Origin of the sequence: Corynebacterium parakroppenstedtii (assembly GCF_019754935.1) — a bacterium.
Taxonomy (GTDB): domain Bacteria; phylum Actinomycetota; class Actinomycetes; order Mycobacteriales; family Mycobacteriaceae; genus Corynebacterium; species Corynebacterium parakroppenstedtii.
On the sequence record NZ_JAGSOA010000003.1, the window covers coordinates 320,566 to 346,481 of the forward strand.

The window sequence follows — 25,916 nt, forward strand, 5'->3', positions numbered from 1 at the left end:
TCCTCGGACTCCCCTACGCTTCGATAGGCTGGCCATCCTCAAAGAACGGCATCAACTTGTTATCGACCATCGACAGGGCAGAGCCGATCGCCATGTGCATGTCCAGGTAACGGTACGTGCCTAGGCGGCCGCCGAAGAGAACGTTGTGATCGTGCGCCTCTTTCGCCGCCAGATCACGGTAAGCCAGCAGCTTGTCGCGGTCCTCGGGCGTGTTGATGGGATAGTACGGTTCGTCGGTGTCCTCGGCGAAGCGGCTGAATTCCTTCATGATGACCGTTTTATTGCGCGGGTACCGGTCTTTCCGTTCGGGGTGGAAGTGACGGAATTCATGGATGCGGGTGTATTTCACATCGGCATCGTTGTAATTCATGACCGGCGTGCCCTGGAAGTCCCCGGTATCGAGCACTTCCGTTTCGAAATCGAGAGTGCGCCATCCCAAGCGTCCCTCGGAGTAGTTGAAGTACCTATCAAGTGGCCCGGTATAGACGACGGGGGCCTTGGGCGAGGCAGCGCGAAGCTCGTCGCGAACCTCAAACCAATCGGTGTTCAGCCGGACCGTGATGTTCTCATGGTCGGCCATGCGTTCCAGCCAGGCGGTGTAACCGTCGACGGGAAGGCCCTCATAGGTGTCGTTGAAGTATCGGTTGTCGAACGTGTACCGAACGGGAAGTCGCGAAATGTTCCCCGCCGGCAGTTCCTTCGGGTCGGTTTGCCACTGCTTAGCGGTGTAATCGCGCACGAACGCTTCGTACAGCGGCCGCCCGATCAGCGAAATCGCCTTCTCTTCCAGGTTCTTCGCCTTGGCCGGATCCAGCCCGTCGGTCTGGTCCTTAATGAGCTGGCGTGCTTCGTCGGGACTGTAGTACCGCCCGAAGAATTGGTTGATCAGCCCGAGCCCCATGGGGAACTGGTACGCCGTGCCCTTGTGCATGGCGAACACTCGGTGCTGGTAATTGGTGAAGTCAGTGAATTGTTTGACGTAGTTCCACACGCGCTCATTGGAGGTGTGGAAAAGGTGGGCACCATATTTGTGGATTTCAATGCCCGTCTCCGGCTCGGCCTCCGAATAGGCATTTCCGCCGAGGTGCTCGCGTTTCTCTACGATGAGCACTTTCTTACCGGCGCTGGCCATGCGTTCTGCGATGGTGAGTCCGAAGAATCCGGATCCGACCACAAAGAGGTCATATTCACTAGTGTTCGAGGTGACAGTCACGGTTAAAGCCTATCTTTCGTTCGCCGGATTACACCAGCCGCCGAGCACCCGCAGCCGGGGTGATCGCCAAGAATGTGGGGTTCGGTAATTTCTTATCGACGGTGCGCTGGTGAATTTCCTGCGCAACCGCGGTGATGCGGTCCGTGGGGACGAGCGCGATGATGCTTCCGCCGAATCCCCCGCCGGTCATGCGGGCGCCGACGGCACCTGCGTCGAGGGCTGCGTCGCGTGCGGAATTCAGTTCCGGCGTGGATACGTCGTAAAGGTCTCGGAGGGATTCATGACTCTCGTTCATGAGCCACCCGAATTCTTTCCAGTTCTTGCTGTTGAGGGCGTGTTGGGCGCGCCGGGTTCGGGCGGTTTCGTCGATGACGTGTTGGACGCGCATACGTGCAACGTCCGGGGTGACCGCGGATTCATCGGTGTCTGCCCAGGATGTTGCGGCAGCTATGGGATCGTCGATGTCGAGGAGAGTGGACGCACCAGCATGTGCGGTGACGGCGTCGATAACGCCTCGTCGCGAGGCGTATTGCCCGTCTGACAGCGAGTGGGGCGCGTTGGTGTCCGCCACCAAGAACGCGAGCCCATCGGATTCGACGTCGCACGCGACTTGATTGACGACGTTGGTGCGGAAGTCAATGGCTAAGGCGTGGCCTGCTGTCGCCAGGAGCGAACTGCGCTGGTCTAGCCCGCCTGTCGACGCTCCGACGACGTCATTTTCTGCGCGGATCGCGGCGTCGATGAGGAGTTGGTAGGCAGCCTGGTCGCGGGGCCGCTCTGGAGCGGCAAGCTCGCGGGCGGCTAGTGCAACGGAGCACTCCAAAGCTGCTGAGCTTGAGAGCCCTGAGCCCAGCGGAACATCGGAAATGATGGCGAGGTCCAGCCCGTTGTCATGCTGGTTGGATGACGGTATCGCACCATTCTGGTGGCCAGCCCATATCGTTCCCGCGACGTAGCCGGACCAATCGGCAGGATGACCTGGGCCGATATCCGCGAGCGCAACGGTCGTGCGGAGCGCCTCGAGGTGGGTGGGCGACGGATTCGCATCATCGGTCCCCGTTGCGGCGTCTCCGGATTCTTCTGCAGCGTCTGTGGATTCCGTGGCGGCACCCGGCGGAAGAGAAACAATCGAGATAGTGTCGTCGGTGCGGCGGCGTGCCGCGACGACGGTGACATGTGGCAATGCGAACGGGATGGATACTCCACCTGCGTAATCGACGTGATCACCAATGAGGTTCACGCGACCAGGAGCAGCCCATACGCCATCGGGCTTGCCACCGAACGTCTCGGTGAACAACGTCGTGGCGTCGGCAATAAGTTGTTGATCGCTGCGGGCCTGGGCCCACCTGATTGCCCCGGGATCGTGTGGCGTGTGTGAGGGGTTTTCCTGCGGTTGGTCTTTTGGCTCCGCGTGTGAATCTGTCATTACTTGTCGTCCCATATTTCTCTAAATCGTTGAGCGATGCGTTCGGGGGTGGTGTCGTTAATCCAGAATCCCATTCCGGATTCGGAGCCCGCCAAATATTTCAACCTATGTGGCGACCGCATGAGGGAGAACAATTGAAGGTGGAGCCGAACATGGTCGCGGTCTTCCGGCACGGTGGGCGCTTGATTCCAAGACGCGATATATGGTGTTCGCTCGACTCCATCGAAAAACTTATCGACGGCGGTGTAGAGCTTCTTCAACAGAGGGGCGAGATCTGCGCGTTCTTCCTGGGATAATGCGTCGAAATCCGGTACGGAACGCCGTGGCATGACCATAACTTCTAGTGGCCATTTCGCAGCGGCGGGAACGAAAACGACGAAATGATCGGTGCGATCAATAATTCTGGTTCCCTCTCCGAGCTCACCGGAGAGAAGATCATCGAACAGATCACTACCGTTTTCTTCACGATATTTCTTGGACGAGTGAACGATGTTTCGAATACGCGGCGGTATTTCCGGGTAGGAATAAATCTGCCCGTGAGGGTGCTGCAGCGTCACCCCAATTTCTTCACCACGGTTTTCGAACGGATAGACGTGACGGACTTCTGGAATTGCAGATAAGGCTTTCGTCCGATGTGCCCATGCTTCGATAACCGTTCGGATTCTGCTAACAGGTAAATCCTTAAAAGAACCGGAAATGTCCGACGTAAAGCAAATGACTTCGCATCGTGCTACAGCAGGACGGTGGGGAACCATTCCGTTATCCAAGAGCGCGTCATCGTCAGAACTGTGCTGTTCTGCTCCCCCATCATTTCCCTCGGCGCTCGGCGTCCGAGACATGTGCATACTGAACGAGGGGAACCGATTTTCAAAGACAACCACGTCATAGTCCGGCGATGGAATTTCTGTGGGCAGATGATCCGGAACAGTGGGAGCTAAAGGATCCTCATTAGCGGGCGGCATAAATGTTCTATTCATGCGGTGGCTCGCGTAAGCGACCCACTCCCCCGACAGCGGATCACGCCGAATCTCCGAATCGGTTTTTGCGTGCGGCAATTCGCGTGAATCCGTCAGGATACGTTTCACAGACCCGTTGAGGACCTCCGGGTCATCGTCAAAATAAATCAGTTCCCTTCCATCAGCCAGCGTCATCGACGTTACTGAATACGGATGATCCGAATTCTTATTCAATCTTTCACCACTTACGGAATTCATTTGCTGTTCTGAGTCCATCACATGTTCCGAATCAGCTAGTGCAAGTCACTGTTTAACCGGAGAATCACCGTTACCCGACGCCGGGCTCGTCGTCGTGAACGATCTTTGATTCGTCGACAATAATGGGTTTGAGTTTTGCCCACGCCACAAAAACACCGGCGACGACAAGCAACCCAATTCCGACCCATAAATTATCTGTTGCGGATTTTGATACTCCCGTATCTGGGTTCGTGCCTGGATCGAGTACAAAACTACAGATCACAAGAACAAGACCGTATATCCCTAAAAGAATGGCGATCACTGTCCGGATATCAAAAGCTCCAGCTTTATGTTTCTCCGGTGTTCTCGCGGGAGTTGATGTGTGTTCAGTCATCGTACTCAACGCCTTTCTTACTTTTCTTCCAGCTGTAACTAGTCGTGTTCCTTATTGTCCGACACGACAGTGATTCGGTCATTAGCACATCACATTCCTCGGTTATGCGAATGCGACGTTGAGCGCGATGACCAAAACCAAACACAATAGTCCCAACGGTACGGTCCGGTGATACCACGGCTGTTCTGCTTCCGTGGTGTCCACCAATTGGGCTTTCGGAGTAACAGAACGGACAAAGCCCACTAATTCTTCATCCGGTTTCGGCTTTGTCACCATCGTCACAAGGATCGATACGACAATATCCGTCGCGAATGCAATCGACGCGGCAACGAATGCGACTCCTTGCCCAGGCAGGCTGACCACGGGAGCGGACCCCAATGACAAACCCCAGAAGATGACGGCGGCGAGAGTACCAGTCACTAGGCCTACCCAACCAGCGGTAGGTGTCATGCGTTTCCAAAACATGCCCAAAATGAAGGTGGCAAACAGCGGAGCGTTAAAGAAACCAAACAGCGTTTGAAGGTAATCCATGACATTGCCGAAGTTCATTGCTACCAGTGCAGTCCCGACGGCGATCACTGCAGCAAGAATCGTCGCGATCCGCCCAAACTTCAGGTAGTACTCATCGTCACGATCTTTAACTACGTATGTCTGCCAGATGTCGTAACTCATGACGGTATTAAATGCAGAAATGTTTGCTGCCATACCGGCCATAAACGCAGCCAGGAGGCCAGCAATCGCGACACCTAAAAGACCGTTGGGCAATAAATCACGCATCAAATAAAGTATGGCGTCATTGGGTTCTGCTGTCTCGTCTTTAATCGGTGTGACAAGAACAGAGGCGACCATACCGGGGATAACAACGACAAAGGGGATCAGCATCTTCGGAAATGCACCGATAATCGGCGTTTTCCGCGCAGAGCTCAAGGATTCCGACGCCATGGCGCGCTGAACCTCAACGAAGTTTGTTGTCCAATAACCAAAGGACAGCACGAAACCAAGACCGAACGCGATACCAATTGCAGAAATTATCGGGTTGTCAAAGCCCGAAATATCTTGTCCTGGCCAAGTGTGGAAATGTGATTCAGCGTTCAGGGAACCTTTCAATCCTCCCCAACCGCCGACACGATGAAGACCAATCAATGTCAGAGGAAGAAGCGCTGCAACAATAACGAAGAATTGGAGAACCTCGTTATAGATTGCGGCGGAAAGCCCGCCCAAGGTGATATACGACAGGACGATAACCGCCGCCACCAACAAGGTGACCCACAGTGGCCATCCCAGAAGTGAATTGACCACTTTCGCCAAAAGCAGCAGGTTAACACCGGCGATGAGGAGCTGTGCCAGGGCAAAGGATATGGCGTTGACCAGGTGTGCCGTCGGCCCGAACCGTTTGAGCATGAATTCGGGGACCGAGCGAACCTTGGAGCCATAATAAAAAGGCATCATAACGATGCCTAAGAAAACCATGGCAGGAACAGCACCAATCCAGAAATACTGCATTGTTTGCATTCCGTACTGGACGCCGTTGGCAGAGTGACCAATGATTTCAACCGCACCCAGGTTGGCGGAAATAAAAGCCAAACCTGTCACCCAGGACGGCAATCCCCGGCCCGAGAGGAAGAAATCAATTGAGCTCGATACCCTCGCGCGGGCTGCCCACCCGATTCCCAAAACAAAAACAAAGTAGAGCGCTACCAGCGAGTAATCCACCCAACTGGCATCAAGGCGGAGAACAGATTCCGCCACGACCATAGTCTCCATGCGCGTGTCCTATTCTTTCTGAATTATCGATATGTATTTTTCACGCCTGTTATCTGGTTAATGGCTCCGCGTACCCGATACGCCACTTCACGACGAGTGAATCGCCCGGCGCGATCTCCGCCACGTCCGTCCCGCTGTTAAAGCCGTCGGGAGGCACTGTCATGGGTTCGACGGCCAACGCGCGTCCTCGGCGGGGATAGGGATATCCCCACGATGGATCGGCAGTGAACACCTGGAACCACTTGATCTGCGGAGAGACCCACATGTCCACCCCACGGCCATCGCCATTGACTAGCCTCGCCGCACGGATATCAGGAGCGACGTCGCTCGGTGACGTATCAGCACTCGCCTTATCTGGGGATGCGCTGTTCGCTACCATCTCCCGGCTTGAGACCGCCTCCCGGCCGAAACAGTCGTCGAGAAGCCGGTCAAGGAGCTCAATCCGATGGACCGAGGATCCTGCGGTGGCGTCGATAATGTCGCCCGTGGGCAGTTTCCTGTCGGGATCCAAGGGAAGCTGGCTGCGAATGAACATGTCGAGCGTGCACTCATCAACGGGGGCTCCGAGTGCACTGAGATAGCTATGGAACCCGTATGCCACCGGCGCAGCACCAGCCCCGGAAGCATCAACGGGATGCGTGATCTCGCAAGCACACGTCAGTCCTTGATCGGAGAGTTCATAGTTCGACGTCACTTGGAGCGTCCACGGCCACCCTTGCTGAGGTTCAATGGTGGTTGCCACTGTGACCCCGGCGGAGTCATCAGATTGTGAAACGACGTCCCACACGGCGTCGCTCACGAAACCGTGGATGGCGTTGTTCCGGTCTGGTTCCGTGATCGATAGTTGGTACGGCTGGCCGTGGAAGTGAAAACGTCCGTCCCGAATTCGGTTGGGCCAGGGAGCTAGCACGACGTTCGCGGACAAGGGTGGATACTCACCGTCGCGATACCCCTCCATTAGGGGCAGACCACGGTATGTGAAAGAGCGTACCCCTCCCCCATACGTAGCGATTTCCGCAGCGTAGGGTCCGTGTGAGAGATGCACCACAGGATGGTTATTGACCTGCGACTCTTCGTCGCTCATGGCAGCTCCTTAGGGCTCTTGTTGGATGCCCGATGTCTGACGTTAGCAAACCGTGAACCGGGCGGAAATACCCGATTCGGTTGTGGAGCGTCTTCTAGAACCAGGCGTCAATAACGCGCGCCACGCCATCCTCATCGTTACTGGTAGTTACCGCTTTTGCCACCCCGAGGAGCATCGGATGTGCGTTACCCATCGCTACCCCCATTCGCGCCCACTCGAGCATCTCTGTGTCATTCGGCATGTCACCAAAAGCAACAGTTTCGCCCGCGTCGACACCGAGAAGATCGGCGACCTCGGCCAACCCACCAGCTTTATTCACACCAGGCGCTGCGATTTCCAGCAGCCCGCCCGAAAATGAATACGTGACATGCCCCTTATCGACGGGAATCATCGGTGCGACAAGTTGGTAGAGCTCTTCGCTAGTGGCCTCAGGCGAACGAAGTAGCAGTTTAACGGCCGGCTCAGCCACGAGCTCCTCGACACTCACCAGCGAAAATCCCTGGCTCTCCCATACGTGGTCAAAATTAGGCTCAATGAGGAATTGATCCTTTTCGGAATACAGATCAGTTCCGACGCGCTCCACCCCGAACCCGACGTGAATCTCCCGCGGACCCGACGCAAGGCCGTCCATCAGCCGCTGCACCATGTCGGCGACGTGCTCCGGGGGAATCTCATGCGCAGTGAGAACCTCTCCCCTGGCGGAATCGAAAATCACGGATCCGTTCGTGCACACACAGAGGGGGCGAACAGGCAGCTGCCTGATGACAGGGAGCGTCCACCGTGCAGGCCGTCCTGTGGCCAAGACAAGCGACGTCCCAGCTCGAACCATACGGTGAATTACCGATGTCAACCGCGGGGTGACGCGTTCGGCGCTCGTGACAAACGTTCCGTCGATGTCAGAGGCGACAAGCAGGGGCGCAGGCGCACGTCCGGCGAGGTCAACGGCGTCGGGAAGCCCCGCAAGGGAGTCGCCCATCTGCTCCGGTCCGCTGGCGTCGATATCCACGATGGGGTTTATTTCTCTGCGGTGAGGCTCGATGAATCTGCTTCGTCTGCAGTATCCGCGTCCTGGTCCTCAAAGCGTTTCACAACATACTTGAGAACCTCGGCAACCCCGTCGTCTTCCACTGAGGAAGTCACCCAGGAAGCGTCGCGAATGAGGTCCCGATCGGCGTTCCCCATGGTGATACCCGCGCCAACATAGGAGAGTAATTCGGTGTCATTGGGCATATCGCCGAAGGCAATAACGTGGGACGGATCTATTCCTTTGTTATGGAAATACCATTCGGCGCCGGTCGATTTATTCACGCCGATGGGCCCTAGTTCTATAGATCCATACGGGTTGGAATAGGTGAGCGTGCTTCTTTCCCGAACACTATCATCGAGCGCATCCGCGATATCTTCACTCGGCATATCCGCTTTAACAACAATTTTAACGGCAGTGTTATCGACTGTGCGCACAATTATCTCGGCGTCTGGAATATCTTCCTCAATTTGATGTGTGAGAATATCAGCTCCGCCTTCGAAAAAGCCTTCTACGTGGAGCACGCGTTTATCCTTGGTGTCATAAACCACGGCACCATTCGCGCAGATGGCAACGGGCGAGATTGGGAGTTGGTCCACAACAGGGTCAACTTCTTCAATGGCCCGCCCGGTAGCCAAGAGCACCTCGACGCCATGCGCGTTGAGCTGGTCGAATACGTCGCGTGTAGCGTCGCTAATTGTATTCTCGTGAAGGATTGTTCCGTCTATATCGGAACAAACAGCAGCCACATCTGACGGTAATTTCGATTTAATGCGTGCTGGTATTTTGTCCCGAATCTGTTTCGTCTGCCCGATAAGTGAGGTTAGTGTCTTATCTAATGACATCCATTCAACATCACGCGTCGCATCCGTCATTGAAGCGGTAGCAGCCTGCACTGATTGAAGCAATTCGCGTGAGGAACGGTAGAAAGAATCTCGCGCCTCGATAATCTTCGAGGCTCCCTCGTGATTATTCTTAGAGGTCTCCTCGTAGAGGGAATCGAAACTCGTCTGCAAAGACTCGACGATCTTTTCAGCACCGTCGGCGCGCTTATCTTTTTCCTTCTTCTTCGAGGCCTTCTCAGCCTTCGCCTTCTCTGCTTTCTCCGCCTTTTCTGCCTCTTTTTCGGCGGTCTTCGCTTCCTTTATTTCTTCTTTGCGCTTATTCTTTTCGAGCTTATCCGCCCGTTTACGCAGCTTCGTTTCCTCATCGGCTTGCCACGGCATTTTCTCATTCAACGCCGCCGCAGATTCAGTGACGGAGTCACGGGCGCTCACCGAGGCAGACTTCACCGCGTCGGAGCTCTTCGCCCACGCGTCGGAGCTCATGCTCACACTCTTGTTGACGATATCGCGGGTTGTCGTCGTCACGACATGCGTCAAGTTATTCAGATCGTCCCGCAGTTTGCGGATGCGATGCCGCTCCTCAGCGACGGCGTTGTCCTCCCGCTGGGCAACTTCAAACGGTGGGGCAGCTCCGCCGTATCGGGCCGGAATCCAGTATTCGTCGCCCTTAATTGGGCCGTTGTCCTGCAGGTACATCTCCCACAGCCTGTCCAGGTCATTGACCATTACATCGCGGAGACGATCCGTCTCTGTTGCCGCGTCACCATCAGGGTGAATAGGTGAGAGAACGTTGATATAAATCGGGGTTCGCGTGCGCCCCAACCGTTTCGGGTGCCCCTTCGTCCAGACACGCTGGGAGCCAACAATGGTGACCGGGATCAAGGGCACCCCGGCTTCCTGGGCCATTCTCACGGCACCTTTGCGGAAATCCTTGATTTCAAAGCTGCGCGAAATGGTCGATTCCGGGAACATACCGACCAAACGGCCCGATCGGAGATAATCCACAGCCTGCCGGTATGACTCGCTCCCGTCGATCCGGTCCACGGGAATGTGTTTCATTCCACGCATGATCGGCCCCGCAATGGGGTGATCGAATACTTCGGATTTGGCCATGTAGCGCACATATCGGCGGCAGCTTCGGAACGGAATTCCCGCGTAGGCAAAGTCAAGATAACCGGTGTGGTTCATCACCACAACGGCACCTCCTTTGGCCGGTACATTCTCGGTTCCTGTCACTCGAAAACGGAGGCCTTCCAGAGTGAATAAGGTCCGAGCGAGGCCAATAATGCCGAAGTAAAATGGATCTGCCATAAGGCTCATCTTAACGGTGGGCTTATGGACACAGGAATTCACCAGCTTTTTTATGTTCATCACGCGACGATTGCGTCATCTGTGGGCACTGCAGAGAAGCTCACATGGCGTCGAAACCCGTCGAATAGCCCCGATTGTCACCCCCGTACAGGGTTAATTTTGAGATTAATTTACCACCGAATTCCGATCATTAACGGGCATAAATAACGGAAATATTGCGCCAAACGGGCATAAATAAACCTTTATTAGCCATAGCTCCAGCACCCGCCACGACCGCCGGTAGTTCACTGCCGGAAACTACTACCTACGCGACCGTAGGTAAAAGCTCACGCAGGTCCGCGCCAGATGATAGCGTCGACACCGTAAATAATGTGACCTTCACATCTCATTGAGTGAGTACGAGAGCTACGTAACACAACGACGGTGAACCTCCCTCCTGGTCCAGACCCCTGGCACCCACAAGGAGGACGAACCACCTTCGCACAGTGCTACCCTTCCAGCTCTTTCACACGTGCTCAGCTTGAAGGAGGAACCTAGCAACTATGGCGATCTCAGCCACTAGCACTTCACTGAACAAAGAACAGCGCGAACAAGCGTGGGAAGACTTCGGTAAAGAGCACTACGACATGGTCATCATCGGCGGAGGATCCGTCGGGGCCGGTACAGCACTAGACGCCGCAACTCGTGGTTTGAAAGTTGCCGTCCTGGAAACCCGTGACTTCGCTGGAGGTACCTCCTCACGCTCATCCAAGATGTTCCACGGCGGTCTCCGTTACCTCGCCATGCTGGACTTCCGGCTTGTCGCTGAGGGGCTTCGCGAACGCGAACTCAGCATGTCCGGCCTGGCCCCACACCTGGTTAAGCCGCTGAAATTCATCTTCCCGCTGGAGCACCGCATCTGGCAGCGTCCATTCATGGCGTCGGGCTTCATGTTGTACGACCTCATGGGTGGCGCAAAGTCCGTGCCGATGCAGAAGCACTACACACGCAAGGGCATGCTCAAGCTCTCCCCCGGGTTGAAGGAAGATGCACTCGTCGGTGGTGTTCGTTACTTCGACACTCTTGTCGACGACGCCCGCCACACGATGACCGTTCTGCGTACGGCGGCAGAGTTCGGCGCAACGATCCGCCCCTCCACCCAGGTCGTCGATTTCGAGAAGGACGGGGACCGCATCACCGGCGCGAAGATCGTCGACACTGATTCTGGCCGAACAACCACCATTCACGGGTCGGTCTTTGTCAATGCCACCGGTATTTGGAATGACGAGATCGAAAAGCTCGCCGGTGTCGAGGGCAAATTCCACGTTCACACCTCCAAGGGTGTTCACATCGTCGTCCCGAAGTCGGTTTTGCCTGGCGACGTTGCCCTCACGTTCGTCACGGAAAAATCCGTTCTCTTCGTGATCCCGTGGGGTGAGTACTGGATCATCGGTACCACCGACACCGACTGGACCATGAACCTGGCCAACCCCGCACCGACGCGAGCCGATATCGACTACATCTTGGAGCACATCAACGCCAAGGTGAAGCGCCAGATCACGTACGATGACATCGTCGGCGTGTACGCGGGACTCCGCCCGCTGGTTGCCGGTTCCTCGGATTCGACGACGAACCTGTCTCGTAACCACGCCGTCGCCCGCGTTGCCCCTAGCCTTGTGTCTGTGGCTGGCGGTAAGTACACGACCTACCGCGTGATCGGTGCCGATACGGTCGACGCCGCCAAGGAAGACATCCCATTCGATGTTCCGGATTCGGTGACCACGGATGTTCCGCTTCTCGGTGCCGACGGCTACCACGCGTTGGCCAACCAGATTCCGCAGCTGGCCAAGCGGCTGGGTATCTCCGAAAAGACCGTGGAGCACTTGCTCAACCGCTATGGTTCGCTCATCTACGAAGTCCTGGCACCTGCTGATAAGGACAAGTCCCTGCTTGAGCCGATCCCGGGTGCACCGGCCTACTTAATGGCTGAAGCACTGTATGCAGCTACCCACGAGGGTGCGGCTCACCTGGAGGACATCCTTCACCGCCGTATGCGCCTCGCGATGGAATATGACCACCGTGGCGTCGAATGTGCGGAAGCCGTCTCCAAGCTGGTTGCGGACACGATGGGCTGGGATGAAAAGGCCCGCAAGGAAGAGATCAAGGTCTTCACGGATCGTGTCGAGGCTCAGAAGAAGGCTGAAAAAGAGCTAACCGACGAGTCCGCTAACAAGATCGAGGCGAGCGTCGAAGATACTCGCCCGGACGTCGATACTTCTCAGGACAGGTGAGATGGAAACGCTAACAGGCCCCCAAGCCATGGGGTGGGAATTCTTCGGCACGATGATGCTGATGCTGTTTGGTAACGGTGTGTGTGCCGCGGTCAATCTCCGGACGTCCACGGCCCGCAACACCAACTGGCTGACCATTGCTTTTGGCTGGGGTCTCGCAGTGTTTATCGGCGCGAGTATCGCTGACAAAACCGGCGGCCACCTGAACCCGGCCGTCACCTTATCCCTTGCTATTGACGACAAACTCGAGTGGTCACTCGTCCCCTGGTACTTCGGTGGACAGATGCTCGGTGCGATGGCTGGTGCGTTCCTAGCGTGGGCAGCATTCAAGCAATTGTTTGATGCCAACAACCTGGATGAGAACGGACATAACGTCAAGGGAAATGCCACCACGCAAGGCATTTTCTTCACCGTTCCCGCTCATCCCAATAACTTTTGGAATGCATTAACAGAGTTCATCGCCACGTACTCATTGTTGGTCTTCATTCTCCTCGGGCCTTCCGGTGGAGACTTGGGACCGCTCAAGTACTTCGGCGTTGCATTCATCATCGTCGCTATCGGTTTGTCCCTCGGTACACCCACCGGGTACGCGATTAACCCCGTGCGTGACCTTGGCCCGCGCCTGATGTACGCCTTCGTACTGCCCATTAAGGACAAAGGTGCAGCACAGTGGGCATACGCTTGGGTGCCGATCGTCGGACCGATGCTCGGTGCTGTTGCCGCCGGCCTCACCGCCGTAGCCCTCGGATAAATCATGAATATAGTGCGCTCCGCCCGACCCGTCAGTGTCGCCCGGGGCGCGCTTGTATATACGCGAAGGAACAACACTCCCCTCCACGACCCCACGAACTCGACTCACACCCGCACGACAACGCAGTAACTATCCAACACACTTTTGGACCACACACTTTTGGAGATCCCATGCCAGAGAAATATGTAGCAGCCATCGACCAGGGAACCACCTCCACCCGGTGCATTCTCTTCCGCCACGACGGGTCCATTGCCACCGTCGCCCAGTTCGAGCACAAGCAGATCTTCCCGAAGAAGGGCTGGGTTGAGCACGACGCCAACGAAATTTGGAACAACACCCGACGCGCCGTCGGTGAAGCCATGGCGGAACTGGACATTTCCGTCAACGACGTCGTTTCTGTCGGCATCACCAACCAGCGTGAAACGACGGTGGTCTGGGACAAGAACACCGGCGAGCCCATCTACAACGCGATCGTGTGGCAGGACACCCGCACTAACGACATCGCGCAGCGCCTTGCTGGCGACGAAGGCCCAGACCGTTGGCGCAAGACGACGGGTGTTCGCCTGAACTCGTACCCCGCCGGCCCCAAGATCATGTGGATTTTGGAAAACGTGGAAGGTGCCCGCGAGAAGGCAGAAAAGGGCGACCTCCTCTTCGGCACAATCGACACCTGGCTCTTGTGGAACCTCACCGGTGGTGTCGACGGCGACAACGGCAACCCCGCTTTGCACGTCACCGACGTGACCAACGCTTCCCGTACGTCGCTCATGGACCTCAAGACGCTGCAGTGGGATGAGGACCTGTGCAAGGCGATGGACATCCCGCAGTCCATGCTTCCGGAGATTCGCCCGTCGATCGGCGATTTCCGTACGGTGCGCGCCCGCGGTTCGCTGGCCGGCGTCCCGATCCGTGGCGTGCTCGGTGACCAGCAGGCCGCCATGTTCGGCCAGTGTTGCTTCGGCAACGGCGACGCGAAGAACACCTACGGAACCGGTTTGTTCATGCTGCTCAACACCGGCGCAAAGCCGAAGTGGAGTGACAACGGTTTGATCACCACGGTGTGCTACCAGATCGAGAACCAAAAGCCGGTCTACGCACTCGAAGGATCGGTCGCAATGGGTGGCTCCTTGGTGCAGTGGCTCCGCGACAACCTCCAGCTGATTCCTAACGCGCCCTCGGTTGAAAACATGGCCAAGTCCGTGGAGGACAACGGTGGCGTCTACTTCGTCCCCGCCTTCTCTGGTCTGTTCGCTCCCCGGTGGCGTCCCGACGCTCGCGGTGTGATCGTCGGTCTGACGCGTTTTGCCAACCGCAATCACCTGGCACGTGCGGTCCTCGAAGCAACCGCATACCAAACCCGCGAGGTGCTTGACGCCATGGTCACGGACTCGGGCGTCGACATTAATGCCCTGAAGGTTGACGGCGGAATGGTCATGAATGAATTCCTCATGCAATTCCAGTCCGACATCATCAACACTGAGGTTGTCCGACCCAAGAACATCGAGACCACGGCGCTGGGTGCAGCGTACGCGGCTGGTCTGTCCGCTGGGTTCTGGGATTCGCTCAATGAGCTCAAGGAACAGAGCACTGTGGACAAGGTGTGGAAGCCAAAGATGGGCGAAGACGAGCGCAAGCAGCTCTACAGCGATTGGAACCGCGCCGTCGAACGCACCTACAACTGGGAGGAGAGCACCAACGAGCCCAGCTAAGTAGTGGGCCATTGAAGCGGGCTCTCTATCTTGAGCCCGTTAATTGTGGAGTCCGGGGTTATTTGTGATTATTCCCCGGCTCCCCCGGTTATTTAATTCACAATTTCGCCCGAGGTGATTTTTCGTTGGCATCGGGGCATAGAAATACGCCCGACATCGTTTATTCACTGTTACATATATCCCTACGTGACAACATTCACCAGGCATTACTTTTGTCGCGTCCACATTCTTTAGCGTGAAACTCCATTTTGAGATAGAGCACAACCCATCGAGTTAATCGTCGTTCATTTGTGTTATTCCTTACTCTCTCACCACGGCCTATCGCTCACGTATGCGTGACCCGTTTTTTACTTTCACGGGAAATTGAGCACCCAGTCACCCCCGATCATTCACCGCATGATCACCCTCTCGGTCGCGCTTTAATCTCACCATCAGATAATTCCCCTACCTGGGCAAATGTGAAACAGTACTGCACTCCAGGATTACATGCGGGCGAGCAGAATCGTCTCACCTCCCACTCAACCCGGCGATAGCGATAGCCCATATCTCGGTTCATTACATTCCAGCCCCACACGGGGGTGGAACTGAACATTTTTTCTTCGTCAAACTTCTGAAGTGCATTAGTATTTTCTTTAGCGATATCTACCGATTGAATCAATACTTAGGTTGAGAGCATCGGCCAGAGGAATAAAACAGCGAGGCCCCCGTCGAGAAGAAATCTCGATATAGCAACCCCGAGCCCCTGTTTTTCTTCCGCTCTAAGACGTTCCCCACCGTGAAAGATTGAAATATCGGATAGACGAAGTGGTTAATTATCGCACTAGTTGTCTACTAGAACAGTGAAAATTAACCGCGCCGACCATTGTTCATTTCTCCCCATACGAGGTTAAAAATGTCGTCCCTCAAGAAGGCCAGTGGCGCCGCTGTTCTCTCACTTGCAGTGATTTTCGGTTCGGGCACCATTGCCGCTGCCGAAGCGAACCCCGACGGAGTCGTACGCACCTACAACACCTACCCCGGCCGCATCACCGGTATGGTTGCCCCCGACGCTCAGGTCACTGACGGCACGTTCACGTCGACCGATGGCAAAGGCACCCAGATCTACTGGAAGAAAAACATCATTCCCAACGCCAAGGGAAGCATTGCTCTTATCCACGGTCTGGCAGAGAACCAACAGCGTTACGACTACATCGCGTACCGTCTCAACTTGGCCGGATATAACGTTTACCGCCTTGATCACCGCGGTCACGGCCGTTCCGCAGAGCCATACAACAACGTTCATAAGGGGCTGATCGATAACTTCAACTACGTTATCGATGACATGAAACAGCTCGTCGACATGATCCATCACGAGCAGTCCGGCAAGGTATACATGATGGGCCACTCCATGGGCGCCATGGCAGCTCAGATGTATTCAGTGGTCTACCCGGACACCATCGACGCAACCGTGACCAACGGCGGTGGTGTACCTGTCAACAACTACGGCGAGAACACCCTCATGCCGGAATACAAGCACGCCGACGGGCAGTCCTACCCAACCTTCTTTGGCCCGTACCTGCCTAACGACGGCAAACGCCCGTTGGAGCCACTCGACGCCATGCTCGGATACGACGTTCAGGGTGTTCTAGACCAGTTCGGCTTGAAGTTGCCGCCGGATGCGGGCAAGCCGATCGAGTCCCCAGAGCCACTCAAGACCATCGACGTACCTAACGCTTTCAAGCTGGGTGTTGTCTCTGATCCGGATGTTCGTGACCAGCTGTCTAACGATCCGCTCAACAGCAAGACCTTGAACGTATCGACGCTGTACCAGATCGCGTCCGCCCTGCTCTACACGGGTGCTCACGCGAAGAACTACACGAAGCCGACGCTGATCATGCACGGTGACACCGACGGATTGGTTCCCTACCCGCTCGATATCAACTGGTACAACGCAGTCGGATCCACCGATAAGCACATGGTCCTGTGGAAAGGCGACATGCACGAAACCATGAACGAACCCTCCCGCAACGAAGTCATCGACCGCGCAATCGGGTTCATCGACGCGCACAACTAATTACTCAGGGTTTGCGTCTCTCTCCAGTAAACATTGGCAGGTTGAGTTCTCTTGAACGAACGCAACCTTCCTCTTTCACAAAGCTTCCCGTCATGCTGGCCGTTGTATTCATCCCATGCGGGAAGCTTTGTTGAATATTAAATACGCCGATCTTTTTTCACCACAAGTTTTCTCATCCAATTCCGAGAAACGAAGATTTTGGAGGGTTTTGCGAGGCAAGTAATTCATAATTGCCTCTGAACGCTTAAATCTCCTCGCGATCAATTATTTTTAGGTGCCGAGAGAAACAAATACGGTGTTTTGCTCCGTTATGAGCGGTGGTATATAGCGTCGAGCACAACAGGTAAGGACGTCCACATCGTTGGCCTTCTTGACTTTTTCTTGAAAATTAGTCAAGGCCCCCATCCGCCACCCCCGCCGCCGCGGTTCCGCGTGCCCAATTGGACGCTTTTCACCTCACGACCCCTACATAAAACAGGGGTTAGCCTGGCGCTTCTTACTCTCACCCACAAACCACAAGCCCCCCATACACCCATCAACACCGCCCGTAGGCCAACACCCCGTAATCGACGCCACTTATACCCTATAACGAGGCTAGTACTAAAGAATATTGCTTCGGTTTTCTTTTCATCAATATTAAGCTGGTCGTCACAGTGATTTTCCGATATGCGTAAGTCACAAGTGAAACAAATACCTTCAGCATCCACCATGAGGTCACGCTCCTACTCCAAAGCGAGCATTACACCGCGACCACTATGCGGAGGGTATTTATTCACCTCATGTACAACGTGCAACACCGGATAGTTCACTGGATTAAGTTTCCCATTGTTCATCTCTCTCCACATGAGGTTTAAAATGTCGTCCTTTAAAAAGGCCAGCGTCGCCGCTGTTCTCTCACTTGCAGTGATCTTCGGTTCCGGCGCGGTTGCCGTCGCCGAAGCAAACCCTGACGGAGTCGTACGCACCTACAACACCTACCCCGGCCGTATCACCGGCATGGTCGCCCCCAATGCGCAAGTCAGCGATGGCACCTTTACGTCGACCGATGGCAAAGGCACCCAGATCTACTGGAAGAAAAACATCGTCCCCAACGCCAAGGCAAGCGTGGCCCTCATCCACGGTTTGGCAGAAAACCAGGAACGGTACGACTACATCACCTACCGCCTGAACCTGGCTGGATACAACGTTTACCGCCTTGATCACCGCGGTCACGGTCGCTCGGCAGAACCGTACAACAACGTCCCCAAGGCCCTCATTGATAACTTCAACTTCGTTATCGATGACATGAAGCAGCTCGTCGACATGATCCACAACGAGCAGCAGGGCAAAGTGTTCATGATGGGCCACTCCATGGGCGCTCTCGCGACCCAGATGTACTCGATCACCTACCCGGAGACCATCGACGCGACCATCACCAACGGCGGTGGCGTCCCGGTCAACAACTACGGCGAGAACACGCTGATGCCGGAGTACAAGCACGCCGACGGCCAGTCCTACCCGTTCTTCATCGGGCCATACCTGCCTAACGACGGCAAGCGCCCCTTCGAGCCACTCGACGCAGCTCTGGGCTATGACGTCCAAGGCGTCCTCGACCACTTCGGCGTCAAACTACCTGCCGACGCTGGAAAGCCCGTCGAGTCCCCAGAAATCCTGCAGAAGACTGAGCTTCCCCCGGAGTTCCTGGCGAAGGCAGGTGTCGGCAACCCGTTCAAGCTGGGTGTTGTCTCTGATCCGGATGCTCGCGATCAGCTCTCCTACGACCCGCTGAACAGCCAGATTGCTAATGCGTCGACCCTCTACCAGGGCGCTGCTGCATTCCTGTACTGCGGTGCTCACGCGAAGAACTACACCAAGCCGACGCTCATCATGCACGGTGACACCGACGGCCTGGTCCCCTACCCGATGGACATCAACTGGTACAACGCAGTTGGTTCCACTGACAAGCACATGGTTCTGTGGAAAGACTCCATGCACGAAACCATGAACGAGCCCTCGCGTGACGAAGTCATCGACCGCGCGGTCGAGTTCTTGGACAACCACCTGTAAGAGCCCGTTGTCATAGCCGGCCCATTCGCGCGGCCGGCTACGTTCCGAATAACCCCCTGATACCCCCCTGACAGCCGGTGAAGAGCGCTAATCCCGCGTTACTTCACCGGCTTCAGTACGTCCTGGCCCACATACGGCTGCAACGCCTCCGGGACCTTCACCGACCCGTCCGCCTGCTGATTGTTCTCCAAAATAGCCACCAGCCAGCGCGTCGTCGCTAAAGTGCCATTCAGCGTCGCCGCAATCTGCGTCTTATTGTTCTCATCGCGGTAGCGAATCCCCAGCCGGCGCGCCTGGAACGTCGTGCAGTTACTGGTCGATGTTAATTCGCGGTACGTGTTCTGCGTCGGCACCCATGCCTCAGTATCGAACTTTCGCGCTGCGGAGGAGCCCAAATCGCCGCCGGCAACGTCGATAATGCGGTAAGGAACCTCGACGGCGGCGAGCATCTCTCGCTCCATGCTCAGCAGCTTCTGGTGCTCCGCGGCCGCGTCCTCCGGTTTGCAGTAGCTGAACATTTCGACCTTGTCGAACTGGTGCACACGAAGAATTCCCCGCGTGTCCTTGCCGTACGATCCCGCCTCACGACGGAAGCACGAGGACCACCCTGCGTAACGCTTCGGACCAGCGGAAAGATCGATAATCTCCTTGCTGTGGTAGCCCGCTAACGCAACCTCGGAGGTGCCCACCAAGTACTGGTTGTCCTCCTGCAAGTAGTAAATCTCGTCGGCGTGCTGCCCCAAAAAACCGGTACCCGACATCGACTCCGGATTAACAATGACCGGGGTGATCATCAGTTCAAACCCGTGCTGCACGGCCTTCTGTGCAGCAAGCTGCAGCATGCCGAGCTGCAACAGAGCACCCGCGCCCTTGAGGAAGTAAAAGCGCGAGCCTGATACCTTCGCACCGCGCTCCATATCGATAATCCCCAGGGATTCCCCGAGCTCGAGGTGATCTTTCGGCTCGAAGTCGAATTGCGGCGGGGTCCCCACTTTTTCGAGAACGACGAAGTCTTCTTCCCCGCCGGCGGGTGCGCCTTCCACGATATTGGAGATCTGCATCTGTAGGTCGTGAACCGAAGTTTCAGCAACGCGCTGAGCTTCTTCTTTTTCCTTCACGACGTTGGACAGTTCCGTTCCCCGGGCGCGCAGGCTCTCCTTTTCCTCGGGAGATGCGTCGCGCATCTTCTTGCCCATGGATTTTGTATAGGCCTTGTGCTCTGCGCGTGCGGCGTCGGCAGCGGAAATAGCCTCACGTCGAGCCTGGTCAGCCTGGAGGAGTTGGTCGACGAGGCCGGGGTCTTCGCCACGGGTGCGCTGGGATTCACGGACACGGTCGGGGTCATCACGAAGCTGTTTCAGATCAATCACAGCATTAGCTTAATGGTTTTAGGGCTGTCCAGCTTCAACCGGTCAAAATGCAAACAAGTAAGGTACAGGAATAGTACTGGAATAATAATAAGTAGTGGGCCTAATGTGGCAGCACATGCCGCGAATATACGTCGATCGCTATTAGTCAACGACCCCGGAAACGAAGGTGACGCATGAAACCGACAGTCCGACGTTCTTCAGTCATTGTCGGCCTCGTCGCACTCCTCTGTGGCGGGTCAGCCGCGGGCACTTTTACCTACGCCCAGGAAAAGCATTCCGATTCCACGTTGGACACCCCCCATACGGTGCCTGGGGAAGATAAAGAATCGAAACAAAAATCCTTTACTAATGCCGACGCTGGACAGTGCTTGGATTGGAAGACCTCATCCGACGGCACTGTGTCCGATTTCCAAACCGTCGACTGCGCCAAATCTCACCGCTTCGAGGTATCCCACCGGGAGAATTTAGCAACCTACCCGGCCAGTGAATTCGGTTCAAACGCCGGTATGCCTAGCCGGAAACGCCAAGCAGAGTTGAGCAATGAATTGTGCAAACAGCCCACGCTTAGTTATCTGGGCGGGAAGTTTGATCCCACGGGGCGGTTTACAATTGCTCCCATTTTGCCGCCACAAAAGTCGTGGGCAGATGGTGACCGGACATTATTGTGCGGCCTCCAGGTAACGGGGAATGATGGCCACGCCAGTACGATTACGGGCAAAGCCGCTGATCAGGACCAGTCTCCTGTGTTTAAGCCCGGCGAATGCGTCGCTGTTACCGAAAAGAAGGACGATAACCAGAACAAACAAACTGACGGTGATACGTCTGTGGATGCCACCGCTCAGGTTGTGGATTGTAATGCTGATCACCAATATGAGGTCACGGATATCGTCGATCTGGGTGAAAAGTTCAAAGAATACCCATCCACTGAAGATCAAAATGAGTATCTCAATAAGCGGTGTACTGATTCGGTCACAGCATTCATCGGGGGCGATGACAAGCTCTATAACTCCACGCTTGAACCGTTTTGGACGACGCTCACGGAGGATTCCTGGAAGGGTGGCTCCCGGAACGTCAATTGCTCTCTGATTAAAACGGGAGACAATAATTCGCTATCCACGTTGAAGGGCTCTGCAAAGGGTGAATTCACCATTAATGGCAATCCGCCCCCGCCGCAGCCGAGCCGTGCACCTAAACGAGGAAATTAGGTTCCGTCATGATCTCCGTATCTGATGAACGGTTCGACGAACTCATCGACAAGGGTATTGACCTTATTCCCGAATCACTCCTGCGCAATATGAATAATGTTGCGTTGGTTGTCGAACCGTGGAACCGCGATAACCCCAACACCTTGGGCCTGTATGAGGGGGTTGCTCTCACCCGGCGGACGTCGTCGTATAGCTTTGCTCTACCCGATAAAATCACGATTTATAAGGAAGCAATCTGCGCATACTGCGATTCGGAAGAGGAATTGGTCCGTCAGGTTGCAGTCACCGTCGTCCATGAAATTGGGCATCATTTCGGTATCGACGACGACCGTCTGCACGAACTCGGCTGGGCGTAAAGGGCGCATATCGGTGTAGAGACCGCGTGTCCCGGCGCGAGAACAAGGTGCGAGAACAAGGCGCGTGTCTCGGCGCGAGAACATCATGCCGGTGCAATGACTAACTACGCGATGTCCGGTCCCGCAATAGCTGGCCAATTGTAAACATTTGTTAACGCAAGGGATTAAATGCCTCTTTTCCGTTAGACTCAGCGGAGCCGGTACGTTGCTGAGTTTTATTCAGGTTCTATCCAGCGACGACACCGCACATCCTTTTGACCCGACACCATGGAGGTTTACGGTGCCAGTACCCCAGTCCGACGTTGGTCGACGCGCCTACAACGACGATCGAGCCCACGTTTTCCATTCGTGGTCTGCACAGGCGGAGTTGGATCCGATTGTGATGGAATCGGCCCACGGTTCCTACATCGTCGATGCAGATAACAAGGAATATATCGACTTTTCTTCGCAGCTGGTCTACACGAATATTGGCCACCAGCACCCGAAGGTCGTGCAGGCCATCAAGGAGCAGGCGGACCAACTGTGCACCATCGCTCCGGCGTACGCGAATGATAAGCGTTCAGAGGCCGCGCGTCTGATCACGTCGCATTTACCCGATCACCTCAACAAGGTGCTGTTTACCAACGGTGGCGCGGATGCCGTCGAGCACGCTATCCGTTTGGCACGTCTGCACACGGGTCGCTACAAGGTGTTGTCGCGTTTCAGGGGCTACCACGGCGCAACTCAGATCGCTATGAATGTTTCGGGCGATAATCGTCGGTGGAAAAATGACTATGGGACGTCGGGGGCGGTTCACTTCTTTGGGCCGTTCTTGTACCGCAGCCAATTCCATGCCACGACGGAAGAGGAAGAGTGCCAGCGCGCCCTCGAGTACTTGGATAACCTCATTGCGTTTGAGGGGCCGGAGCTGTTCGCCGCGTTCATTATGGAGACAATTCCCGGAACGGCGGGAATTATGCCTCCGCCGGCGGGATACTGGCAGGGCGTCCGCGAAATTTGCGATAAGTACGGCATTGTCATGATTTGCGACGAGGTCATGGCTGGTTTCGGCCGAACCGGCAACTGGTTCGCCTTCGAGGAGTTTGGGGCGAAACCGGACCTGGTGACCTTCGCCAAGGGCGTGAACTCGGGTTATGTCCCGTTGGGCGGCGTTGCAATCTCTGACGAAATCGCCGCTGATTTTGACCACACCCCCTACCCCGGCGGATTGACATACTCGGGTCATGTTCTGGCAACATCCGCTGCCGTGGCCACGATCAATGCCATGGACGAAGAAGGAATGGTTGAGAACGCCCGCCGGTTGGGCGAGGACGTTTTCGGCCCAGCGTTGCGTGATTTGGCAGCGAAGCACCACAGCATCGGAGATATCCGAGGCCTTGGTTGCTTCTGGGCAGTCGAGCTGGTGAAGGATCAGGAAACCCGAGAACCGCTCGGTGCTTATGGAACCACCTCTCCCGAGGTCAAGAAACTCGTTGCGGAGTGCCGTGAGAATGGTTTGGTCGTGTTCCAAAACATGAACCGTATCCACATTTGCCCCGCCCTCAATATTCCCGACGACGTTGCACGCCAGGGCCTTGAGATCCTGGATAAGGCACTGACGACGTTGGATCAGAAAGTCGCTATTCAGTAGTAGCGACTAGTGGCGTGGTGGGGGCGCATTCCGTCGAGCGGGGCACGTGTGTCCCCCCCGACCCATACAATCTTTAACCTGTAAAACCCTTAAAAATATCCGTACTTTTGGAGAATTATTTATGACATCACCTTCTAAAGACGCTTCCTCCGCTACCACTAACGATTCTGGCGCTAAAGGCGACGGCACCAAACCTGTAGCCGTCATTACGGGCGCAAGTTCCGGCATCGGCGCGGCGTCCGCACAGGCGCTGGCCGACGCGGGATACACCGTCTACATTGGTGCCCGGCGCGTCGAGAAGCTTCAAGCCGTCGCCGAGGGGATTGACGCCGTCGCCCTGCCGCTGGATGTGACCGATCAGGAGAGCGTCGATAAGTTCTGTGAGCAGGTTCCGCGGTGTGACGTGTTGGTCAATAACGCTGGTGGGGCGCACGGTTCCGAGTCGATTGCCGACGCCAACGTCGAGGACTGGCAATGGATGTATGACACCAACGTGTTGGGCACGCTTCGTGTGACTCGGGCTCTGCTGCCCAAGATTGAGGCCAGTGGCGATGGTCAGGTCATTAATATCAGCTCGATTGCCGGGCACGAGCCGTACCGCGGTGGAGCCGGATACAACGCCGCCAAGCATGCAGTGGCTGCTATGACGCGCGTGCTTCGCCTGGAGTTGCTGGGTAAGTCGGTTCGTGTGTGTGAGATTTGCCCCGGCCTGGTGAACACGGAATTCTCGACGGTGCGTTTCGGCGGCGATAAGGAGAAGGCCGACGCCGTGTACCGTGGCCTCGAGCCGATGGTTGCTGAGGACATTGCCGACGCTGTCGCTTGGATTGCGACGCGGCCGTCGCGGATGAATATTGACCACATCACGATCATGGCTCGCGACCAGGTCTCGGCGCAGGAAGTCTACCGTCGCGAGGAGTAGCGCTGCGAGGAGTAGCCGCGGCTTGTTCCGGCTACCCCCCGGTTCTCGCGACTTTCTAGTATGGAGATATGGAAAACTCGGCTTTCGCTCCACAAACAGCTTCATCCACGGACGGTCCGCTGCTTCTCCCGTTCAACGGGAAGCGGCCGCGAGTCCACCGGACCGCGTGGATTGCGCCCAATGCCACGTTGATCGGTGATGTGGAAATCGGTGTGCATTCCAGCGTGTATTACGGCTGCGTGCTGCGGGGCGATGTGAACTCGATTCGAATTGGTGAACGCACAAATATTCAGGACAACAGCGTTCTCCACGTCGATAGTGATGCTCCCTGCACACTAGGCGACGATGTCACCGTCGGACATATGGCGCTGGTGCATGGCTCCACTGTGGAAAATGGGGTGCTCGTGGGGATGAAATCTGCGTTGCTCTCCCACAGCGTGATCCACGAGGGAAGCCTGATCGCCGCTGCCGCTGTGGTGCTGGAGGGGCAAGAGATTCCTGCACAATCGCTGGCTGCGGGTGTTCCGGCGAAGGTCAAACGGCAGCTGTCCGATGAGCAATCTCACTCATTTATTCCCCATGCTGCCCACTACGTGGAGAATGCGGAGTCACAACCGCGCCGTGTCGAATCGCTGAAACCCGAAGACGTGTATTTTGACTGATATGGCAAAAACTAACTGGACTTTAAAGAAAGCCAAGTACGTTGACACGGCACCCATCGTTGCGACGGGATTGATCGGCGGATGGATCACCGCGCGCGAAACTGGGATCCGGCCACTGGGAGGCGTCGTTCTTGGTGCTGCTGGCCTCTACGCTGGGCGGACCTGGCTTGCTAAGAGAGGCCCGGCGAAGGCTGGAGCGCTCGGCGCCACCTACTTGGCCGCGTTCGGGGCGTCGCACCCGCTAGCCAAGAAAATTGGGGCGTGGCCCTCTGTTCTGACGGTGGCAGGACTCACCGCTGCTGCGTCATACGTCGTCTCGGATATGTAACGAACGTCACTGGCATTTTTTGATGGCATCCATCGACTGCCTCCTTAAGCTCACCGATATGTCGGTGAGCAGGTAGTTTTCCTTCTTCTTGCAGCCTTCTCTCTATGCACGATCATGTTGCAAATCGTACGGCTCGGTCCTTAAAAACCGTTCGGAATTGAAAATAGGCACTTGACGAGGCCGCCACGGCAACCTACGCTACCGAAACTTGAGAGTACAAACCTTTAGCTCATCTACGGTGTTTCGTTGTTCACCGTGGAGATAGCGAACCAGCGTGGCGTGGCAGCCTCCGCTTTCCGCGTCCTCGATTGACCCAAAAGAGCAGCATTTTTACTCAGGCCGGAACGCACCTACGCAGTG

At 56.0% G+C, this 25,916-nt stretch carries 20 protein-coding genes; 11 read left to right on the forward strand and 9 right to left on the reverse strand.

Annotated features, from left to right (window positions below; translation table 11 throughout):
• Nucleotides 1-13 precede the first annotated feature (13 nt).
• The 8 genes from glf to KCQ76_RS10035 form a co-directional block, all read right to left on the reverse strand.
• Complete coding sequence (gene glf, locus KCQ76_RS10000) at nucleotides 14-1,213, reverse strand: UDP-galactopyranose mutase (protein WP_046201934.1); 1,200 nt, start codon at nucleotides 1,211-1,213, stop codon at nucleotides 14-16.
• Nucleotides 1,214-1,241: 28 nt separating this feature from the next.
• The gene (gene galK / locus KCQ76_RS10005) at nucleotides 1,242-2,639 is read right to left on the reverse strand and encodes a galactokinase (RefSeq protein WP_082090012.1); all 1,398 of its coding nucleotides are present in this window, start codon (nucleotides 2,637-2,639) and stop codon (nucleotides 1,242-1,244) included.
• On the reverse strand, nucleotides 2,639-3,853 hold the full coding sequence (gene galT / locus KCQ76_RS10010) for a galactose-1-phosphate uridylyltransferase (RefSeq protein ID WP_046202114.1): 1,215 nt from the start codon (nucleotides 3,851-3,853) through the stop codon (nucleotides 2,639-2,641). The genes galK and galT overlap by 1 nt, the downstream gene beginning before the upstream one ends.
• A gap of 70 nt (nucleotides 3,854-3,923) precedes the next feature.
• Nucleotides 3,924-4,226, reverse strand: coding sequence for a hypothetical protein (locus tag KCQ76_RS10015; protein WP_046201933.1), 303 nt, complete (start codon nucleotides 4,224-4,226; stop codon nucleotides 3,924-3,926).
• A gap of 102 nt (nucleotides 4,227-4,328) precedes the next feature.
• Nucleotides 4,329-5,981, reverse strand: a complete 1,653-nt coding sequence (locus KCQ76_RS10020) for a sodium:solute symporter family protein (protein ID WP_046202113.1) — start codon at nucleotides 5,979-5,981, stop codon at nucleotides 4,329-4,331.
• Nucleotides 5,982-6,039: 58 nt separating this feature from the next.
• Nucleotides 6,040-7,074 (reverse strand): aldose 1-epimerase family protein, encoded by a 1,035-nt coding sequence (locus tag KCQ76_RS10025; protein WP_046201932.1) that lies wholly within the window; start codon nucleotides 7,072-7,074, stop codon nucleotides 6,040-6,042.
• Between the two features lie 94 nt (nucleotides 7,075-7,168).
• On the reverse strand, nucleotides 7,169-8,080 hold the full coding sequence (locus tag KCQ76_RS10030; protein WP_231725399.1) for an HAD family hydrolase: 912 nt from the start codon (nucleotides 8,078-8,080) through the stop codon (nucleotides 7,169-7,171).
• A gap of 8 nt (nucleotides 8,081-8,088) precedes the next feature.
• The gene (locus KCQ76_RS10035) at nucleotides 8,089-10,254 is read right to left on the reverse strand and encodes an HAD-IIB family hydrolase (protein ID WP_082089989.1); all 2,166 of its coding nucleotides are present in this window, start codon (nucleotides 10,252-10,254) and stop codon (nucleotides 8,089-8,091) included.
• A gap of 542 nt (nucleotides 10,255-10,796) precedes the next feature.
• Between KCQ76_RS10035 and KCQ76_RS10040 the strand changes: the two genes are divergently transcribed.
• From KCQ76_RS10040 to KCQ76_RS10060, 5 genes are all read left to right on the forward strand, one after another.
• Nucleotides 10,797-12,524, forward strand: a complete 1,728-nt coding sequence (locus tag KCQ76_RS10040; protein ID WP_046201931.1) for a glycerol-3-phosphate dehydrogenase/oxidase — start codon at nucleotides 10,797-10,799, stop codon at nucleotides 12,522-12,524.
• A gap of 1 nt (nucleotide 12,525) precedes the next feature.
• Entirely contained in the window at nucleotides 12,526-13,275 is a 750-nt protein-coding gene (locus tag KCQ76_RS10045; protein WP_046201930.1) for an MIP/aquaporin family protein, read from the forward strand.
• 170 nt (nucleotides 13,276-13,445) lie between these two features.
• Nucleotides 13,446-14,984, forward strand: a complete 1,539-nt coding sequence (gene glpK / locus KCQ76_RS10050) for a glycerol kinase GlpK (protein ID WP_046201929.1) — start codon at nucleotides 13,446-13,448, stop codon at nucleotides 14,982-14,984.
• 892 nt (nucleotides 14,985-15,876) lie between these two features.
• Complete coding sequence (locus KCQ76_RS10055; protein ID WP_052722434.1) at nucleotides 15,877-17,037, forward strand: alpha/beta fold hydrolase; 1,161 nt, start codon at nucleotides 15,877-15,879, stop codon at nucleotides 17,035-17,037.
• A gap of 855 nt (nucleotides 17,038-17,892) precedes the next feature.
• Nucleotides 17,893-19,083 (forward strand): alpha/beta fold hydrolase, encoded by a 1,191-nt coding sequence (locus KCQ76_RS10060; protein ID WP_052722433.1) that lies wholly within the window; start codon nucleotides 17,893-17,895, stop codon nucleotides 19,081-19,083.
• A gap of 98 nt (nucleotides 19,084-19,181) precedes the next feature.
• Here KCQ76_RS10060 and serS read toward each other — a convergent pair whose 3' ends face one another.
• The gene (gene serS / locus KCQ76_RS10065) at nucleotides 19,182-20,453 is read right to left on the reverse strand and encodes a serine--tRNA ligase (protein WP_046201927.1); all 1,272 of its coding nucleotides are present in this window, start codon (nucleotides 20,451-20,453) and stop codon (nucleotides 19,182-19,184) included.
• Between the two features lie 173 nt (nucleotides 20,454-20,626).
• Between serS and KCQ76_RS10070 the strand changes: the two genes are divergently transcribed.
• The 6 genes from KCQ76_RS10070 (at nucleotide 20,627) to KCQ76_RS10095 (ending at nucleotide 25,556) form a co-directional block, all read left to right on the forward strand.
• Complete coding sequence (locus tag KCQ76_RS10070; protein WP_046201926.1) at nucleotides 20,627-21,658, forward strand: septum formation family protein; 1,032 nt, start codon at nucleotides 20,627-20,629, stop codon at nucleotides 21,656-21,658.
• Between the two features lie 8 nt (nucleotides 21,659-21,666).
• Nucleotides 21,667-22,014 (forward strand): metallopeptidase family protein, encoded by a 348-nt coding sequence (locus KCQ76_RS10075; protein WP_046201925.1) that lies wholly within the window; start codon nucleotides 21,667-21,669, stop codon nucleotides 22,012-22,014.
• 280 nt (nucleotides 22,015-22,294) lie between these two features.
• Nucleotides 22,295-23,644: an aspartate aminotransferase family protein gene (locus KCQ76_RS10080; RefSeq protein ID WP_046201924.1), complete on the forward strand. Its 1,350-nt coding sequence runs from the start codon at nucleotides 22,295-22,297 to the stop codon at nucleotides 23,642-23,644.
• 121 nt (nucleotides 23,645-23,765) lie between these two features.
• The gene (locus KCQ76_RS10085; protein ID WP_046201923.1) at nucleotides 23,766-24,566 is read left to right on the forward strand and encodes an SDR family NAD(P)-dependent oxidoreductase; all 801 of its coding nucleotides are present in this window, start codon (nucleotides 23,766-23,768) and stop codon (nucleotides 24,564-24,566) included.
• Between the two features lie 68 nt (nucleotides 24,567-24,634).
• The gene (locus KCQ76_RS10090) at nucleotides 24,635-25,228 is read left to right on the forward strand and encodes a gamma carbonic anhydrase family protein (RefSeq protein WP_221914865.1); all 594 of its coding nucleotides are present in this window, start codon (nucleotides 24,635-24,637) and stop codon (nucleotides 25,226-25,228) included.
• A 1-nt stretch (nucleotide 25,229) separates the two neighbouring features.
• A complete protein-coding gene (locus KCQ76_RS10095; RefSeq protein WP_046201921.1) occupies nucleotides 25,230-25,556 on the forward strand; it encodes a hypothetical protein in 327 nt (108 codons plus the stop codon).
• Nucleotides 25,557-25,916: the final 360 nt, after the last annotated feature.

Coding starts and splice junctions, on each gene's coding strand:
- KCQ76_RS10025 (WP_046201932.1), bottom strand. CDS start 7,074: ATGAGCGACGAAGAGTCGCAGGTCAATAACCATCCTGTGGTGCATCTC.
- KCQ76_RS10055 (WP_052722434.1), top strand. CDS start 15,877: ATGTCGTCCCTCAAGAAGGCCAGTGGCGCCGCTGTTCTCTCACTTGCA.
- KCQ76_RS10095 (WP_046201921.1), top strand. CDS start 25,230: ATGGCAAAAACTAACTGGACTTTAAAGAAAGCCAAGTACGTTGACACG.
- galK (WP_082090012.1), bottom strand. CDS start 2,639: ATGACAGATTCACACGCGGAGCCAAAAGACCAACCGCAGGAAAACCCC.
- KCQ76_RS10020 (WP_046202113.1), bottom strand. CDS start 5,981: ATGGTCGTGGCGGAATCTGTTCTCCGCCTTGATGCCAGTTGGGTGGAT.
- KCQ76_RS10070 (WP_046201926.1), top strand. CDS start 20,627: ATGAAACCGACAGTCCGACGTTCTTCAGTCATTGTCGGCCTCGTCGCA.
- KCQ76_RS10015 (WP_046201933.1), bottom strand. CDS start 4,226: ATGACTGAACACACATCAACTCCCGCGAGAACACCGGAGAAACATAAA.
- KCQ76_RS10075 (WP_046201925.1), top strand. CDS start 21,667: ATGATCTCCGTATCTGATGAACGGTTCGACGAACTCATCGACAAGGGT.
- KCQ76_RS10035 (WP_082089989.1), bottom strand. CDS start 10,254: ATGGCAGATCCATTTTACTTCGGCATTATTGGCCTCGCTCGGACCTTA.
- KCQ76_RS10085 (WP_046201923.1), top strand. CDS start 23,766: ATGACATCACCTTCTAAAGACGCTTCCTCCGCTACCACTAACGATTCT.
- KCQ76_RS10045 (WP_046201930.1), top strand. CDS start 12,526: ATGGAAACGCTAACAGGCCCCCAAGCCATGGGGTGGGAATTCTTCGGC.
- KCQ76_RS10040 (WP_046201931.1), top strand. CDS start 10,797: ATGGCGATCTCAGCCACTAGCACTTCACTGAACAAAGAACAGCGCGAA.
- glpK (WP_046201929.1), top strand. CDS start 13,446: ATGCCAGAGAAATATGTAGCAGCCATCGACCAGGGAACCACCTCCACC.
- KCQ76_RS10060 (WP_052722433.1), top strand. CDS start 17,893: ATGTCGTCCTTTAAAAAGGCCAGCGTCGCCGCTGTTCTCTCACTTGCA.
- KCQ76_RS10090 (WP_221914865.1), top strand. CDS start 24,635: ATGGAAAACTCGGCTTTCGCTCCACAAACAGCTTCATCCACGGACGGT.
- galT (WP_046202114.1), bottom strand. CDS start 3,853: ATGAATTCCGTAAGTGGTGAAAGATTGAATAAGAATTCGGATCATCCG.